This window comes from Bacillus sp. N13C7 (genome assembly GCF_026790065.1).
Taxonomy (GTDB): domain Bacteria; phylum Bacillota; class Bacilli; order Bacillales; family Bacillaceae; genus Bacillus.
The window spans coordinates 242,243-258,789 of the sequence record NZ_JALAMO010000005.1 but is presented as its reverse complement, the minus strand read 5'-3'; the positions used below and the strand labels follow the sequence as shown (position 1 = coordinate 258,789).

Below are 16,547 nucleotides of genomic sequence, written 5' to 3'. Positions count from 1 at the left end.
ATGACGCTCTACTCAAAAAAAGACATTGTGCAGCAGGCGCGAAACCTTGCAAAAATGATCTCTGAAACAGAGGAGGTTGATTTTTTCAAACGGGCTGAAGCACAAATCAATGAGAATGACAAAGTGTCTGCAATCATTAATCAGATCAAAGCCTTGCAAAAGCAGGCTGTCAATCTGAAGCATTACGAAAAGCATGAAGCGCTCAAGCAAGTAGAAGCAAAAATTGACGCGCTGCAAGAAGAGCTTGAAGAGATTCCTGTCATACAGGAATTCAGAGATTCGCAGATGGAGGTAAATGACCTTCTGCAGCTCGTTGCACACACCATTTCCAACCAAGTCACAAATGAAATCATCACATCAACCGGAGGCGACCTTCTAAAAGGGGAAACCGGTTCGAAGGTGAAGCATTCAAATAACAGCTGTTCTCTCTAAACACGGTGCCTTTCAGGCCCGTGTTTTTTTATATTCATGCTGAATATAATTGAACTAAAAAAACTATGTACTAAATGTTCGGTGTGCTTTTCTGATCTCGCCCGCGAAGAAACTTTATCGCACTTATAAGTAAAGTTTCTAGGCGCGCCTGCATACAATGGAACAGAAACTTTGTATTTTTATATTTTATTTATAAAAATGCACACTAGACAAATGCCCAGCATAAGATAACACGAAGAAGAACAAGGAGGCATGCCGGAATGTCTGAATACAGGGAAATTATTACGAAGGCGGTAGTAGCGAAAGGCAGAAAATTCACCCAATGCACCAATACCATCTCCCCTGAGAAAAAACCGAGCAGCATTTTGGGTGGTTGGATTATCAACCACAAGTATGACGCTGAAAAAATCGGGAAAACAGTAGAAATTGAAGGGTATTATGATATAAACGTATGGTACTCTTACGCGGACAACACAAAAACAGAGGTTGTCACAGAGCGGGTGAAATACGTAGATGTCATTAAACTCAGATACAGAGACAACAATTACTTAGATGATGAGCATGAAGTGATTGCGAAAGTCCTTCAGCAGCCTAACTGTCTTGAAGTGACCATTTCACCGAATGGAAATAAAATTGTTGTTCAGGCAGAAAGGGAGTTTTTGGCGGAAGTGGTAGGAGAAACAAAGGTTGTTGTTGAGGTTAATCCAGACTGGGAAGAGGATGACGAAGAAGATTGGGAAGATGAGCTTGATGAAGAGCTGGAAGACATCAATCCTGAGTTTTTAGTGGGAGATCCTGAAGAATAAACAAGGGACTAGGGGAGACAGTACCCCCAAGTCTCTTTTTTATATTGATATATCATTCTTTTAACACTTTTTGTTTATGTTATAATGAAGGCTGGAAAATAGAAACGTTGATACATAGTGAGGGATTAAACAATGGCCGGTTATACGCCTATGATACAGCAATATTTAAAAATAAAGGCAGAGCACCAAGATGCCTTTTTATTTTTTCGCCTTGGTGATTTTTACGAAATGTTTTTTGAGGACGCCAAAAAAGCGTCACAAGAGCTGGAAATTACATTAACGAGCAGAGACGGCGGCGCGGCTGAAAAAATACCGATGTGCGGTGTGCCGTATCATTCTGCTTCTGCGTATATTGAGCAGCTTATTAAAAAAGGGTACAAAGTCGCGATCTGTGAACAGACCGAAGATCCGAAATCTGCAAAGGGCGTTGTGAAACGGGAAGTGGTCCAGCTTATTACGCCCGGAACTGTAATGGACGGCAAAGGCATCCATGAATCAGAAAACAACTTTATCGCCTCTGTTTCCGCCTGTTCGAACGGGTTTGGGCTGGCGCTGTCTGATTTAACAACGGGAGAAAATTTGGCTGTCTTGATTGAACGGATTGAAGACGTCATATCAGAAATTTATTCAGTCGGCGCACGGGAAATCGTGGTTTCCGGAAGTATGGATGCCGATACGGTCGCACTGCTGAAAGAGCGGTGCGGTGCAACGATCTCAATTGAAGACGGAGAAACAAACGAACACGTAACGATCATTGAGCACTTAAATAATGAGGATATAACAAAAACATTTTTGCGCCTATATACGTACCTGAAAAGGACCCAAAAGCGCAGCCTTGATCATCTTCAGCCCGTGCAGGTGTATGAGCTTGAGGAAGCGATGAAAATTGACTTGTACTCAAAGCGAAATCTGGAGCTGACTGAAACGATCCGTTCGAAAAATAAAAAAGGCTCCCTTTTGTGGCTGCTGGATGAAACGAAAACTGCAATGGGAGGCCGGTTGCTTAAACAGTGGATTGACCGGCCGCTTATCAGAGTCAATCAAATAGAAGAGCGCCAAGAAATGGTGGAAACACTGATGTCCCATTTCTTTGAACGGGAAGATTTGCGTGAACGTTTAAAAGAAGTATATGACTTGGAACGCCTTGCAGGACGTGTTGCATTCGGAAACGTCAATGCACGGGATTTAATTCAGCTGAAGGAATCGTTAAAACAAGTGCCCGGCATTAAACAGCTGGTTGCGTCACTGGCCCATGACAAGGCCAAGGAACGTGCGGAGCGCATTGATCCTTGCGGAGATGTGCTTGAATTGCTGGAAGAAGCGCTGTACGAAAACCCTCCTTTATCGTTAAAAGAAGGGAACCTGATTAAAGACGGATACAATCAAAAGCTTGATGAATACCGTGATGCAAGCAGAAACGGAAAGGACTGGATTGCCCGCCTGGAACAGCAGGAGCGGGAATACACAGGTATTCGCTCTTTAAAGGTCGGCTTCAATAAAGTTTTCGGTTATTATATTGAAGTGACAAAAGCGAATTTGCATTTGCTTGAGGAAGGTCGCTATGAGCGAAAGCAGACGTTAACAAATGCAGAGCGCTACATTACACCTGAATTAAAGGAAAAAGAAGCGCTTATTTTAGAAGCGGAAAATAACATCTGCGAGCTGGAATACGAGCTGTTCACTGAGCTGCGTGAGAAAGTAAAACTGTACATTCCGCGTCTGCAGCAGCTTGCCAAACAGATGAGCGAGCTTGATGCTCTGCAATGCTTTGCGACAATCAGTGAAAATCGCCACTATACGAAACCTGAGTTCTCTAAAGATGAAGTTGAAGTGATTGAAGGCAGACACCCAGTCGTTGAAAAAGTCATGGACAGCCAGGAATATGTCCCTAACAATTGTATGATGGGCGATAACAGACAAATGCTTCTCATTACCGGTCCGAACATGTCAGGGAAAAGCACATATATGAGACAAATCGCGCTCATTTCCATCATGGCGCAAATCGGCTGCTTTGTACCCGCGAAGAAAGCGGTGCTTCCGATTTTTGATCAAATTTTCACGCGAATTGGCGCTGCAGATGATTTGATTTCCGGCCAAAGTACATTTATGGTGGAAATGCTAGAAGCCAAAAATGCGATTGTCAATGCGACGAAAAACAGCCTTATTCTGTTTGATGAAATCGGCCGGGGAACGTCCACTTATGACGGTATGGCGCTGGCACAGGCGATTATCGAATACGTTCACGATCATATCGGCGCCAAGACGCTGTTCAGCACGCACTATCATGAGCTGACCGTTCTTGAGGACAAGCTGCCGCAGTTGAAAAACGTTCATGTTCGGGCTGAGGAATATAATGGAACGGTTGTCTTTCTTCATCAAATTAAAGAAGGGGCTGCTGACAAAAGCTACGGTATCCATGTAGCCCAGCTTGCCGAGCTCCCGGAAGATCTCATTTCGCGCGCTCAAGATATTTTAAAAGAGCTTGAGCATTCAGGAAACAAACCGGAAGTGCCGGTGCAGAAGCCTCAGGTCAAAGAAGAGCCGGCCCAGCTGTCCTTTTTTGAGGAAGCGGAAAAGCCGGCTGAAGCACCGAAGCTTTCCAAAAAAGAAAAGCAAGTGCTCGATGCATTCAAATCACTTAATATATTGGATATGACACCGCTTGAAGCGATGAATGAAATGTACAAGCTGCAAAAGAAATTACATTAAAACGGGGTGATGAATGTGGCAAAAGTCATCCAGCTGTCAGATGAGCTTTCAAATAAAATTGCTGCCGGCGAGGTTGTGGAGCGCCCCGCCTCAGTCGTCAAAGAATTGGTGGAAAATGCGATTGACGCTGACAGCACAGTCATTGAAATCGATATTGAGGAAGCAGGGCTTGCCTCCATTCGGGTATTAGATAACGGCGAAGGAATGGAAAAAGAAGATTGCAAGCGTGCTTTCCGCCGCCACGCCACGAGTAAAATAAAAGATGAAAATGATTTGTTCAGGGTGAGAACACTTGGTTTTAGGGGAGAAGCACTGCCGAGTATTGCGTCCGTCTCTCATCTTGAGATTACGACAAGCACCGGTGAAGGAGCAGGGACGAAGCTCGTCCTCCAAGGAGGAAACATCATTTCCGAATCACGTTCGTCAAGCAGAAAGGGAACTGAAATTGTCGTGTCCAATCTGTTTTTTAATACACCTGCCCGCTTGAAGTATATGAAAACCGTTCACACAGAGCTTGGGAACATTACGGATGTAGTCAACCGGATTGCGCTGGCTCATCCGGAAGTTTCCATCCGCCTGCGCCATCATGGGAAAAACCTGCTTCAAACGAACGGAAACGGTGATGTTCGCCATGTGCTGGCAGCGATTTACGGCACGGCTGTCGCCAAAAAAATGCTTCCGCTGCATGTGAGTTCTTTGGATTTTGAAGTAAAGGGATATATCGCCCTGCCAGAGATTACACGGGCATCGAGAAACTATATGTCGTCTGTGGTCAATGGCCGTTACATTAAAAATTTTCCGCTCGTTAAAGCGGTTCATGAAGGATATCATACGCTTCTGCCGATCGGGCGCCATCCAATTACTTTTATAGAAATTACGATGGACCCGATTTTAGTCGATGTCAACGTGCATCCGTCAAAGCTTGAGGTCCGTCTCAGCAAGGAAACAGAGCTTCATGACTTAATTCGTGACGGAATTAAAGATGTATTTAAACAGCAGCAGCTGATTCCAAATGCCCAGCTCCCGAAAAAATCAGCACCTGCCCTCAAAAATGAGCAGCAGTTTATGACCTTTGATGAAAAGCCTGCTGAAGAAAAAGTTCCGGAAAAAACGGTTGCGACATCTTATTCACCAATGAAGCTTAGTTCAGTGGTAAAAGAATCAATTGATGTGGAGGAAGAGTTGCCTCCTCTTCAATTTGCAGCGCCTCCTATCGTTGAACGGGAACAAAGCAATAAGGTGCCTGATGTATCAGAAGAACAGCCTGAAACATTTGAGCAGGAAGAATACCATGAGCAACAGCCGGAGCCAACATCTGAGCGCGTTCCGATTATGTACCCGATCGGACAGATGCATGGGACTTATATACTGGCACAAAATGAAAACGGCTTATATATTATTGACCAGCATGCTGCGCAAGAGCGTATTAAGTACGAATATTTCCGCGAAAAGGTAGGAGAGGTTGAGCCTGAGGTGCAGGATATGATCGTGCCGCTGACGTTCCACTATTCTACGAACGAGGCGCTGATTATTGAACAGCACAAACAAGAGCTCGAAAGCGTCGGAGTCTTTTTAGAGTCCTTCGGCTCCAACAGCTACATCGTCCGCTGCCACCCAGCCTGGTTTCCAAAGGGAGAAGAAGCCGAGCTGATAGAAGAAATCATTCAGCAGGTGCTCGACTCCAAACATATTGATATTAAAAAACTGCGCGAGGAAGCGGCGATTATGATGAGCTGCAAGGGCTCCATCAAAGCAAACCGCCACCTCAGAAATGACGAAATCAAAGCGCTTTTGGACGACCTCCGAAGCACATCAGACCCATTTACATGCCCGCACGGCCGTCCGATCATCATTCACCACTCCACTTATGAGATGGAAAAGATGTTCAAACGCGTGATGTAGCGGGGGAGTAAGATGATAATTAAGCATTGATCCATTTTTTGAATGGTTCAATGCTTTTTTGTACTGATTTGGAGTCATAAAGAATATCCCTCTGTATAACAAAATTGTCATTTACAGGTAAATGGAATTGATGTATATTTTGGATAGGGGGGTGGAAACATGGCAGGTGGTCCAAAGGTAATTATCTTTTTAGATGAACTTGATGATCCGAATGTAAGAATAATTTTAGAATGCAGAATTTAAATTATTAAATCATTGTGTTTTGCTTCCTGTTCGAGTGAACAGGGAGTTTTATTTTTGATTATAGAAGGTTTTTTTCGCTTTATAACTAGTAATGTCAAACTCGGCCAAATTAGACGATGACAATGATATAAATGCAAAAAAGCTTACATAATCATAGGCTGCAATTTTAAGCTGCTCTCCTATTAGGCTGGTCATCAAATGCAAGTTCAATTAAAGCCATCAATGCTGATATCACAAAAAGCAAGACATCTGGAATATATAGAGACTGCATAAAGTAATCCGCAAAACAAATCGTTATGAAATTGCTGATAAAGTACAGGATAAAAGCAAAAAGTGCAGTCTTTTCCAATGAAAGTGATTTTGCCAGAATTATAGAGACAATCATTGTGAGTGGGTCTATGATCAAGCCTGCAGCAAAACAGACTAAAATAAATAAAACTAATGTTTGATTGGAATCGTATGTGATGCCCAGTATAGAGAATAACCCTTTCATTCCGAAGAAATAGCAGCCGAAGATCACCGCTAGTGCAATGACAACGATAAGAATGATGGATACAAGTTCGAATAATTTCGAGCTCAGCTTTATCTCTTTAAACTTCTCGTTCTGTTGTTTTTGGCTCAAGCACGACGCTCCCTTCACATGCTTACTTACCCATTGTAATATGAATCTCCTAAGCTATTTTAATGAAAACAGTAAGAGTCGAGATCCCATTAAATCACCGGAAAACAGTATAACATATTTTGACAAAAACTTAAAAAGCCCTTTTCTAGCGAAAAGGACTTTCTTTTTCATATTAACTCCTGAGATTCTCTGAGGCTTTTTCTTTTTTCGGCCAGATAAAATAGCTGGCGGTAAAGAGAAAATCAATACCTAAAATGACTGTCCATGTTTTAAGAATGCCGCTTAATGCCTCGGTTCGGGCAGAATCATTGATGAAGTAGATCATTCCTGCTAACAATCCCGCACCAATAAGGTAGGCCAGCACGTGTCTTATCCAGCTTTTTGCATAGTGCTTGGCATAATCCATTCCATAACGCTTCAGCGGTTTGGCTCCTTGTTTTGTCACATAATATTGAAATCTTTCATCCGCCCATTGAATCATTTGCTTTCCATAAGCGATCGATATACCAATGTAAACAGCCGCAATACCATGGGCAGCAGTCGCTGAGGCTCCGCGGTAAAGGTCCGCAGCAGTTGCTGCTAATAAGATTAAATCGATAACTGGGGTTAAGGTCAAGAATAACAATCCTAATGTACGTTGTTTGAATAGGTAGCGTACAGCAAGCCCTAAAACAATCACGACCCAAAACGCAATTTCACAGAAGACAATCATCCATGCGATACCGTTCAATCTATTCCCCTCTTTTCAATACAGTTGTATTATTTAAACAACATTTTACCATCTTCATTTTTATAACACAACTGTATTATAAAAATTGCTCTCTCATTTTTTTCTTGTTACAATAAAGCTATGCCAAAACAAATTGACCATGAGAAAAGAAGAAAACAAATTGCAGAAGCGACGTGGCGCGTGATTTTAGAACGGGGGATGGAGGGGGCATCAGCCAGAAACATTGCAAAGGAAGCAGGATTGTCTTTAGGGGCGCTGCGCCATTATTTTTCTACTCAGGATGAGCTGCTTGTTTTTGCTATGAAACTTGTTCAAGAAAAGGTGATGGCCCGTATTGAGGACATTACAGTGAGGGATTTGCCCCCTAAGGAAAAAGTGCTGCAGATTTTGCTTGAAATTGTGCCAACAAATGAAGAAACCATTAGAGAGATGGAGGTGTGGTTTGCTTTTACGGTTTACGCCCGACATAAGAAGGATATGTTTGATCCGAATCATGATGGGATTTACAGCGGAATGCGGAATCTGGTTGACTATTTAGATGAATTCAATTTACTGAAGCAGAATGTTGATAAAGACATTGAAGCTGAGAGACTTTACGCCCTTATTGACGGCTTGGCTTTACATGCGCTGCTTGACCCTGTACGAGTGAATAAAGACCGGATCAAACGTGTCATAATGCAACATGTAGAATCATTTTGTATGGAAAGTTTAGAATGTCAAAACACGATACATTCTAAAGGGCCTATATTGTAAATGTTCTTTGAAGCAGCGCCTTTGAATAAAAAGCTCAAAGGCGCTAAGTAATCTTATTTACGTAAAGTGACTGTCAGCTGTGCTGGACATCAATTGTATATACTGCCCGGTCCGTTACAACCTTCAACCCTTCGTTTTCCTGGTGAATATGAATATCACCTAATAAAGGAATCTCATAGGCATTTTGCGGAAGCGGTACGTTCCCATCCTCAGTATAAGTTGTTCCTGCGCCTTCTAAAACAAGTTCTTCTTTGGCCACATAGTCATCAGGATGATTCGTGCTGCGTATACCCACTTTTTGTAGGTGAAGAACAATCTGATCCAAATCTGAAACCTCTTCATCGTGGGTCAATTCACCTTTTCTAATATCAAGGGTCTGGCCGACTTTGGATTCAAGCCATTGAGAAAGCTGTGTATTCGTGTTTGCCATCAATATTCCCTCCTTTTGATCTACACGATACTATTCCCAATTGCTTCATGTTTTACACGGGAGAGAGCGCTTCACCCTTTATGTATGAAACAATTCGCTGTTCAGAGCCTTGATATAACGTTCAGCGGAACGCTGGACTGCTTCACCGGCGTTTTCTCTGACAACTTTAGAAAAAGCATTATAAAGCCGGTTGAATTGAAGCGGTTTCACTTTGGCTGCTATTTCTTCAACTTTGGAAGCGGGAAGGGGAATGAGATTTGGATAGCTGTACATAAAGCTGACCCAGTTCTGATCCGCCGCAACCGTAATAATATCTCCCGTCAAAAGACAGCCTTTTCCTTCGTTGCCCTTGCTCCAATAGAGAACTGCCCCGCCTTTAAAATGTCCGCCCAGACGGTAGAGGTCCAGTCCCGGCTTTATCTTGAGAGTTTCACCTGACCAGAAATGAATGTGATTGCTTGGCCTTGCCACCCATTCTTTATCATCCTTATGAATATAGATCGGGGCCTGAAACGCTTCAGCCCACTCAACCTGAGCAGAGTAATAATGTGGATGAGACAAAGCGATGGCTTGAATACCGCCTAATTCGTTAATTTGGTTCATTGTCTTTTGGTCAAGGTATGAAATACAATCCCATAGCACGTTGAAGCCCTCATGCCGGATAAGAAATGCTGTCTGTCCGATCGCAAACTCTGGTTCAGTTTTGATGCTATAAAGATGTTCTTCTTCCTTTTTGAGGGTGTTTTGAAGGTTTGCTTTCTCACGCAGGTCTTCAAGGGTTGTCCATGACTGTCCATCCGGATGAATATACTGCCTTTCTTCGTCGCAAATCAGGCATGAGCTAGGTGGATTTACAGTTTGCGCATGTTGTACACCGCATGTGTTGCAGATATAATATGGCATTTTTCCCACTTCCTTCACCTATTTTCTCTTATTTTATCTCATGATTATGAAAATTCAAAACACAAAACCGGCAAGTCTGCTGAGCGAGAATTGCCGGCTTTTATGGTGCTGTCTATTGGCCGGGAACGGAATTTTCTGCGTTTACAGCGCCCGCTCCGTAAACATTTGGATCTTCATCTTTCCATTTATCTGTGCCATTTTTCAACAGCTCTTTCACTTCATCAGGTGTAAGGTCAGGATTTTGCTGAAGGATTAAAGCCGCAATTCCTGCACAGATCGGTGTTGCCATCGATGTTCCTGACATTGTAAAGTACTGAGATCCTACACGGCTTGATTTTTGAAGCTTATCAATATAAGAATTCGGAGAGCGAAGGGAAATAATATTAACACCCGGCGCTAAAATATCGGGCTTTTCTTTTCCGTATACTGTCGGCCCGCGGCTTGAGAAGGAAGCGACCGTATCATCATCGCTGCTTGCGGTATTGTTATCGTCAAGGGCACCTACTGTAATCACCTTTTCGCTCACGCCCGGGCTTGCAATGGTTTGTGGATCAGGCCCTGAGTTTCCGGCAGCGACACAGACGACAATCCCCGCGTTCCACGCTTCTTCAACAGCTCTGACTAATGGGTCTTCCTGTTCATTATCATATCGAAGCGCATCGCCTCCGAGTGACATGCTGATAATATCAATTGGTTCATTCGGGTTGTCCTCATTGTATTGAATACACCACTCTACACCTTCAATAATATCTGCTAACGTTCCTGAACCTTGCTTGTTTAAAACCTTCACACCGATTAGATTGGCTTCCGGTGCAGGCCCGCGGTATTGGCCGGAAGAGGATGCCCCGCTGCTTGCGACATCACCTGCACAGTGTGTGCCATGGCCATTATCATCATACGGCTCTGTTTTCTGATTGACCATGTCCGCAAAGCCGACAATCCTGCCTTCTAAATCAGGATGCGGGTAGATTCCTGTATCGACAACAGCGACGGTCACGCCTTTTCCTGTCAGGGTCTGCCCATTTCTGACAACTTCCTTCGCATGGCTTGCTTCGTTTGCAGTGTCCAGTAGCGCTTTGACTTCGCGGTTTAAATACACTTTTCGGATATCACTGCATTCAGAAAGAAGCGAATGTAACGCTGAAGGGGTCACCTCGGCGCTGCAGCAATAGATTTTGTTAAAACGGCTTTTTAGCTTGCTGCGTTTTTCTTTTTGTAGCACCTCTCCAGCCATTTGGAAGCCGGTCTCGTGACAGCCTTCCTCAAATTCAATAATGACCGACATTTTTTTTCTGTTTTTCAATTTGGTTTCGAAAAACTGATGCAAGAAGCAAGGAGTCCATTTGAAGGGCTTGTAAAGCTGCAAGACGCTTTCGCGTAACGGCCAATCTAGCTTATGAGCATTTGCTCTCACCATTTGTACCATAGAGTACCCAAACATGTATTTTCCTCCTATTATAAGGTTCTCTGTATACTCTATGAACAGATGCTAGCTTTGGTAAGTTTGTTTGTCCTTTATAAGAAGCTGACAAGAGTTGGTTTTTATGAACCTTTCGAATCAGATACGAAAGGTTCATACGTCGTGGCAATCATTGGGGATTGAAAAGGAACGCTTGTTCGTATTATAATGTTGTCATATGAAACGCAAGGGGAGCGCAGCTGTATGAATTTCTTCTTACATCGGTCTTTGGAAAGCCAAATGCCAATCAGCATAATATATATGAAGAAAGACGGAACGATCAGTAAAAGAACGATTATTGTAAGACACAAAAGCAAAACGCAAATCAAAGCTTTTTGTTTTTCGAAACAACAGATTAGAACGTTTTTGTTAGATTCTATCCTCTCCTGTGATTTTGTGAGAACAAATAAGCAAAGCATCTATTTTGCAGGCCGTTAACAGGCTGTCCGTCTCAGCATACCGGGCGGTCTGTTAATTGGCAAAATCCTCCTTAAACCTCTATACATTTAATTACCAAGTGAGGTTGTTCCTACCTTTTTTGTCTTTCCTCTCAATCTTTTTTCACTCATATTTGAAATGAACCGCTATTAACCGTGACAATCAATTGATTTTTTGAAACCGGGAACTTTTTCACTGATGATCTAGCGTATACAATGGTAAGATAAAACCTATTGGCTAAACCTCATATAATGAACTGTGCCATTCTTATGAAAGGAGTTAAACATGAGAAGATTTATACTAAATGTCATATTAGTCTTAGCCATTGTCTTATTTCTGAGATATGTTCATTACTCATTAGAACCTGAACCATCTAATCAGCCAGATACATATTCAAATTTCAGCAGCTTGGCAGAAAATGAGAGCCCAGCCGATTATGATATTTCCTATAATGAGAAAAAAGGAAGCAAAGTGTTAATTATGTCTCCGCACGGCGGAAGAATTGAAGGCGGAGTAAGCGAGCTTGTGCGGTATTTCAATAATGAATACTCTACATACCTGTTTGAAGGGCTGAAGTCACACGATAACCAAACGCTGCACATTACAAGCACCAACTTTGATGAGCCATTAGCTGAAAAAAAGATCAAAGAGCATCAATATGTGGTGGCTTTCCACGGATATAAAGGGGAGAACAAGAATACACTTGTTGGTGGCACAGATCGAAAGCGGGCGAAAATGATCGTAAAAGCCCTCAAGAGAAGGGGGTTTTCCGCTGAGCTAGCGTCATCTAAAAGCGGTCTTGCTGGATTGAACGCCGAAAACATTAACAACCAAGGGGAAACGGGGCTGAGTATCCAGCTGGAAATCAGCCGCGAGCAGAGAGAAGCATTTTTCGATGATTTTTATTATAAGAATAGAAAATATACAAAGAACAGTGAATTTTATGCTTATGTCCGTGCGATCAAAAGTGTCCTTGAAAAAGAGTATTCGTAACAAGCAGATCAGAAGACAAAAGAAGCAAAGATCAGTAGACTGAAATAAGGTCAAAAAAGGAGGGAAAACATACGATGGCGGATCATCATTTTTACTTAAAAGCGAACTGGCCGGGTAACCGCAATGACGTCGGTACGATTGAAAGCGGAAACCTCATCACATCTATTTCGATTCCTAAAGAAATGGACGGACCGGGAGAGGGGACCAACCCAGATGAAATGCTTCTCGGAGCGGCAGCGACTTGTTATATTATTACACTGGCTGCGATGATGGAAAGAAGCGGGCTGGAAAAAGAAGACTTGCAGATGGAGTCAGAAGGTATTGTCGACGTCACAAAAGGAGTCTTTACATACAAAAAGATCATTCACCGTCCTTACGTCGTGCTCAAACGTGATGCTTCACAAGAAGACGTTACATTGGCGCACAAGCTTTGTGAAAAGGCGGAGTCGTCATGCATGATTTCACGCGCAGTTCAAGGAAATGTCGAGCTGCACCTTGAAGCTTCTGTAAAGAGGGCTGGTGAATAAAAAAACAGACGGTCACTCACAGGCCGTCTGTTTTTTTTCTTTAGCAGGAGCTTTCGACTGATTTAATACGACGACGCCTGCGATGACAAGTGTAAGGCCGAATACTCCTTTTAAACTGATGGTTTCGCCAAAAAACAAAAACCCGACAATGGCTGTGAGCGCTGTTCCAACGCCTGACCATGTCGCATACGCGCTTGATAAGTCAACGGTCTTCAGAGAAAAACTTAGAAAGGTAAAAGCCGATAGAAACCCGGCAATAACCCCGATAATGGGCCAGGCTTGTGTAAATCCCTCTGAAAGCTTCAGCATCGTGCTGCCGAACACCTCGAATACAATGGCAAGACCTAAATAAAGAAATCCTTTCATCATCCTCACTCCTTATTGCCAGTTAAGTAATACAACCCCTGAAATTAATAAAAGGATTCCGATCAGTCCTTTCACGTTCAGTTCTTCCTTGAACCATTTCACTCCGATCACTGACGTCAGCACCGTGCCCACACCGCTCCACGTCGCATATGAGAGGCTTAGGGGGATATGGTTTAAGGTGAGCGACAGCATATAAAAAGCGAGGGAATAGCCAATCACGACCAAGGCGCTTGGCTTCCACTTTTTGAAGCCGTCAGACACTTTCAGCATGGCCGCTCCTAACGATTCCGAGCATATGGCAATCGTGAGGAATATGTATCCTGTCAACATCGTAAATTCTCCTCACTTCAATATCGTTTTAGATCATAAAAATCTCAGCTAGAAAAATATTAGTGTATGCCTAAGTATGAGTCAAGAGATTCATTTTCAGTGACAGAAAAAAGACCCCTTTTTTAAGGGATCTGTTGTGTTTAATAGTAATAAGGGAATGGAGGATACGGATAAAAGGGATATCCGCCATAAAAATAAGGATTAAATAAAGCGCTTCCTACAAGCCCGCCGACAAGGCCGCCGAAAAAAGGTCCCCCGTAAAATCCGAATGGACGCCCAAATCCAAACCCGTAGCCAAATCCAGGTCTTCCAAACGGTCTCCCAAACCCAAAGGGTCTTCCAATTATCCTTGTATCTTCAGCAGTGAAATGTTCTACCTCGTTCATTTTTTCTTTCCCCCTGTAATAAATTGTAGATGATGCAGTGTATTCAGCCTACCCAGATTTGATTGGGCGTCTGATGAAAAAGAAGGGATGTGAGCACATTGGGCCTGTATCCGTCTGACTGGTCAAAAGCGCCGCCTCACGCTCATGCATACCACGTCAAAACGACAAGAGAACAGGGACATTATCACCTCATTGAAGGATTTACTCAGCCGGCTAATGGATCTAATACCGATCAGCATACACACTACTTTACTGGGATTACGTCTTTTGAAAACGGTCATTTCCATCGGTATTACGGAATCTCGGGCCCTGCGATACCCCTGGCAGACGGCACGCATTATCATGAAATCGAAGAAACGACGTATCTGGCCTATAATGAGCCGATTGAGATCCGGTACGGAGGCGTTGTGTACGACCCGAGAGATGACGGAAGAAAAACGCACCGCCATGCCCTGAAAGGAAAGACGAGAGAAATCGTCGGCAATGAGCCGCTCGGCTGGTAGCGGGATGTTTACCGGGGCAAAAAAAGGGCAAAATGGATAGGTGGTTGTACATGATGAATGCTATAATGGGAGGAGATTTATAAAAGAGAGTGATACATATTGAATAATACGAAGCAGCCCGTTGTCATTTTAGTCGGACCGACGGCAGTGGGGAAAACCAATTTAAGTATTCAGTTAGCTAAGTCCTTACACGCAGAAATTATCAGCGGAGATTCGATGCAGGTTTATAAAGGGATGGATATTGGAACAGCTAAAATCACCGAACAGGAGATGGAGGGAGTGCCTCATCATTTGATTGACATTTTAGATCCCCAAGATTCCTTCTCCACCGCCGATTACCAAGGCTTAGTGAGAAACAAAATCAGCGAGATTGCAAATAGAGGAAAGCTCCCGATGATTGTCGGCGGCACAGGGCTTTATATACAATCTGTGCTGTACGATTATACATTTACGGAAGAAGCGAACGATCCCGCGTTTCGACAGAGCATGCAGATGGCTGCGGAGCGGGAAGGCGCTGACTTTCTTCATGCCAAACTTGCTGAGGCAGATCCTGAGGCAGCAGCCGCTATTCATCCAAATAATACTAGAAGAGTCATTCGTGCCCTGGAGATTTTACATACGTCCGGAAAAACGATGTCTCAGCATTTAAAGGAGCAAAAACGAGAGCTCCTGTACAATGCAGTGATAATCGGGCTGACAATGGATCGAGACACGCTTTACGCTAGAATTAATCAGCGGGTTGATATGATGATGGAGGCAGGTCTTCTTCCGGAAGTGAAGCGCCTCTACGACATGAACGTGAGAGACTGTCAATCGATACAGGCGATAGGCTACAAAGAGCTTTATGCATACTTTGACGGTTTTGTGACACTTTCAGATGCCGTCGATCAACTCAAGCAGAACTCAAGGCGGTATGCTAAACGCCAGCTGACGTGGTTTCGCAACAAAATGCAGGTTTCCTGGTTCGATATGACACCGCCTGTTGATATGGAGCTGAAAAAAAAGGAAATTTTCACACATATAGCAGGAAAACTCGAACTTTAATCGAAACTGTATGATATAGAGAATCAAGGAGGACGAAACATGAAACCGATTAATATTCAGGATCAGTTTTTGAATCAAATCCGGAAAGAAAATACGTATGTCACTGTTTTTTTGCTGAATGGCTTCCAATTGCGGGGCCAGGTCAAAGGCTTTGATAACTTTACCGTATTGCTGGAATCGGAAGGTAAGCAGCAGCTTATATATAAACATGCGATCTCAACGTTTGCGCCGCAAAAAAACGTCCAGCTTGAACTCGAATAGATCAAAAAAAGACCGTGCCTCGGCACGGTCTTTTTTTATGAGATCAACATATGCCTTAAATATATATATCTTGTAAAAATCTGTATCAGGGGGTGGTGGGTCTTGTTTGAAAGTGAAGCAGAACTGAGACGAATCAGGATAGCGCTTGTGTGGATAGCCGTATTTTTGCTGTTTGGGGCGTGCGGGAACCATGAAACCATCATTGAAACAGACAGCGGCAATTCTGAGGATGTAACGCCTCAGCCAAGTTCGTTTCCGCTCGAACATAATCATTTTGGGGTTATGGAGGACGGCTATATTAAAATTTATGAGTATAATGAGTCCAGCAATGAGGTAAAGCTGAAGAAAGAATACGACACGGATGATGAGCTTGAATAAAATTCACAAGCATCCGAATTTACAAAGCGGATGCTACCCGCTAAACTAAATACAGACACAGATCAAACAGAGGGTGAAAAAATGAAGCATAAAGTGATCGTGAATCATTGGGAAGAAATTTGCGAAGATGATTCTTGCTATGAATATGGAACAAGCATCATTGTGAACGGAAAAGAATTAATCAGGGAAGCGTCAATTATCAGCGCTTTAAAGGCGGTTTTAGAAGAGATCGGTGCGGATGTTGAAATAGAAGAAACAGTAGAGAGCGAAAAATGCTGTGATAGCTTAAGAAAAAAAAATCTAGACTACTAAGCAGTTTTTTTTCATGTTAT

21 protein-coding genes are annotated in these 16,547 nt (G+C 43.1%); 13 read left to right on the top strand and 8 right to left on the bottom strand.

Going from position 1 to position 16,547, the window contains the following annotated elements:
- The 4 genes from ricA (at position 1) to mutL (ending at position 5,849) form a co-directional block, all read left to right on the top strand.
- Complete coding sequence (ricA, locus tag MOB98_RS06170) at positions 1 to 432, top strand: regulatory iron-sulfur-containing complex subunit RicA (RefSeq protein ID WP_268358403.1); 432 nt, start codon at positions 1 to 3, stop codon at positions 430 to 432.
- Between the two features lie 260 nt (positions 433 to 692).
- Positions 693 to 1,238: an outer spore coat protein CotE gene (cotE, locus tag MOB98_RS06165; protein ID WP_003231833.1), complete on the top strand. Its 546-nt coding sequence runs from the start codon at positions 693 to 695 to the stop codon at positions 1,236 to 1,238.
- 132 nt (positions 1,239 to 1,370) lie between these two features.
- A complete protein-coding gene (gene mutS / locus MOB98_RS06160) occupies positions 1,371 to 3,947 on the top strand; it encodes a DNA mismatch repair protein MutS (RefSeq protein ID WP_268367300.1) in 2,577 nt (858 codons plus the stop codon).
- A gap of 15 nt (positions 3,948 to 3,962) precedes the next feature.
- Positions 3,963 to 5,849: a DNA mismatch repair endonuclease MutL gene (gene mutL / locus MOB98_RS06155; RefSeq protein WP_268358401.1), complete on the top strand. Its 1,887-nt coding sequence runs from the start codon at positions 3,963 to 3,965 to the stop codon at positions 5,847 to 5,849.
- Positions 5,850 to 6,258: 409 nt separating this feature from the next.
- Here the strand turns inward: mutL and MOB98_RS06150 are convergent, their stop codons facing one another.
- Positions 6,259 to 6,714 (bottom strand): regulatory YrvL family protein, encoded by a 456-nt coding sequence (locus tag MOB98_RS06150; RefSeq protein WP_268367299.1) that lies wholly within the window; start codon positions 6,712 to 6,714, stop codon positions 6,259 to 6,261.
- 172 nt (positions 6,715 to 6,886) lie between these two features.
- The gene (locus tag MOB98_RS06145) at positions 6,887 to 7,444 is read right to left on the bottom strand and encodes a hypothetical protein (protein WP_268360804.1); all 558 of its coding nucleotides are present in this window, start codon (positions 7,442 to 7,444) and stop codon (positions 6,887 to 6,889) included.
- A gap of 120 nt (positions 7,445 to 7,564) precedes the next feature.
- On the opposite strand from MOB98_RS06145, the gene MOB98_RS06140 reads away from it, so the two are divergent.
- Positions 7,565 to 8,197, top strand: coding sequence for a TetR/AcrR family transcriptional regulator (locus MOB98_RS06140; protein ID WP_268360806.1), 633 nt, complete (start codon positions 7,565 to 7,567; stop codon positions 8,195 to 8,197).
- A gap of 73 nt (positions 8,198 to 8,270) precedes the next feature.
- Here MOB98_RS06140 and MOB98_RS06135 read toward each other — a convergent pair whose 3' ends face one another.
- The 3 genes from MOB98_RS06135 to aprX all read right to left on the bottom strand — a co-directional run bounded on the left by MOB98_RS06135 (position 8,271) and on the right by aprX (position 10,971).
- Positions 8,271 to 8,627, bottom strand: coding sequence for a hypothetical protein (locus MOB98_RS06135; protein WP_268360808.1), 357 nt, complete (start codon positions 8,625 to 8,627; stop codon positions 8,271 to 8,273).
- Positions 8,628 to 8,705: 78 nt separating this feature from the next.
- Positions 8,706 to 9,530: an MBL fold metallo-hydrolase gene (locus MOB98_RS06130; protein ID WP_268360809.1), complete on the bottom strand. Its 825-nt coding sequence runs from the start codon at positions 9,528 to 9,530 to the stop codon at positions 8,706 to 8,708.
- A 112-nt stretch (positions 9,531 to 9,642) separates the two neighbouring features.
- A complete protein-coding gene (gene aprX / locus MOB98_RS06125; RefSeq protein WP_268360810.1) occupies positions 9,643 to 10,971 on the bottom strand; it encodes a serine protease AprX in 1,329 nt (442 codons plus the stop codon).
- Between the two features lie 222 nt (positions 10,972 to 11,193).
- Between aprX and MOB98_RS06120 the strand changes: the two genes are divergently transcribed.
- The 3 genes from MOB98_RS06120 to MOB98_RS06110 all read left to right on the top strand — a co-directional run bounded on the left by MOB98_RS06120 (position 11,194) and on the right by MOB98_RS06110 (position 12,947).
- Entirely contained in the window at positions 11,194 to 11,427 is a 234-nt protein-coding gene (locus MOB98_RS06120; RefSeq protein WP_268360811.1) for a hypothetical protein, read from the top strand.
- 285 nt (positions 11,428 to 11,712) lie between these two features.
- A complete protein-coding gene (locus MOB98_RS06115; protein WP_268360813.1) occupies positions 11,713 to 12,420 on the top strand; it encodes a poly-gamma-glutamate hydrolase family protein in 708 nt (235 codons plus the stop codon).
- Between the two features lie 74 nt (positions 12,421 to 12,494).
- Positions 12,495 to 12,947 carry an OsmC family protein gene (locus MOB98_RS06110; protein ID WP_268360815.1) on the top strand — a complete coding sequence of 151 codons (453 nt, stop codon included), beginning with the start codon at positions 12,495 to 12,497 and terminating at the stop codon, positions 12,945 to 12,947.
- A 12-nt stretch (positions 12,948 to 12,959) separates the two neighbouring features.
- Here the strand turns inward: MOB98_RS06110 and ebrB are convergent, their stop codons facing one another.
- The 3 genes from ebrB to MOB98_RS06095 form a co-directional block, all read right to left on the bottom strand.
- Complete coding sequence (ebrB, locus tag MOB98_RS06105) at positions 12,960 to 13,313, bottom strand: multidrug efflux SMR transporter subunit EbrB (protein ID WP_268360816.1); 354 nt, start codon at positions 13,311 to 13,313, stop codon at positions 12,960 to 12,962.
- 12 nt (positions 13,314 to 13,325) lie between these two features.
- Positions 13,326 to 13,643 (bottom strand): multidrug efflux SMR transporter subunit EbrA, encoded by a 318-nt coding sequence (gene ebrA / locus MOB98_RS06100; RefSeq protein ID WP_268360818.1) that lies wholly within the window; start codon positions 13,641 to 13,643, stop codon positions 13,326 to 13,328.
- A 140-nt stretch (positions 13,644 to 13,783) separates the two neighbouring features.
- Positions 13,784 to 14,029: a hypothetical protein gene (locus tag MOB98_RS06095; RefSeq protein WP_268360819.1), complete on the bottom strand. Its 246-nt coding sequence runs from the start codon at positions 14,027 to 14,029 to the stop codon at positions 13,784 to 13,786.
- 89 nt (positions 14,030 to 14,118) lie between these two features.
- On the opposite strand from MOB98_RS06095, the gene MOB98_RS06090 reads away from it, so the two are divergent.
- From MOB98_RS06090 to MOB98_RS06070, 5 genes are all read left to right on the top strand, one after another.
- Positions 14,119 to 14,532, top strand: coding sequence for a YmaF family protein (locus tag MOB98_RS06090; RefSeq protein WP_268360820.1), 414 nt, complete (start codon positions 14,119 to 14,121; stop codon positions 14,530 to 14,532).
- A 99-nt stretch (positions 14,533 to 14,631) separates the two neighbouring features.
- A complete protein-coding gene (gene miaA, locus MOB98_RS06085) occupies positions 14,632 to 15,576 on the top strand; it encodes a tRNA (adenosine(37)-N6)-dimethylallyltransferase MiaA (protein ID WP_268360822.1) in 945 nt (314 codons plus the stop codon).
- A 39-nt stretch (positions 15,577 to 15,615) separates the two neighbouring features.
- Entirely contained in the window at positions 15,616 to 15,837 is a 222-nt protein-coding gene (gene hfq / locus MOB98_RS06080; protein ID WP_003221097.1) for an RNA chaperone Hfq, read from the top strand.
- Positions 15,838 to 15,939: 102 nt separating this feature from the next.
- Entirely contained in the window at positions 15,940 to 16,215 is a 276-nt protein-coding gene (locus tag MOB98_RS06075; RefSeq protein WP_268360823.1) for a YmzC family protein, read from the top strand.
- Between the two features lie 81 nt (positions 16,216 to 16,296).
- Positions 16,297 to 16,527, top strand: coding sequence for a hypothetical protein (locus MOB98_RS06070; RefSeq protein ID WP_003238362.1), 231 nt, complete (start codon positions 16,297 to 16,299; stop codon positions 16,525 to 16,527).
- Positions 16,528 to 16,547 lie beyond the last annotated feature (20 nt).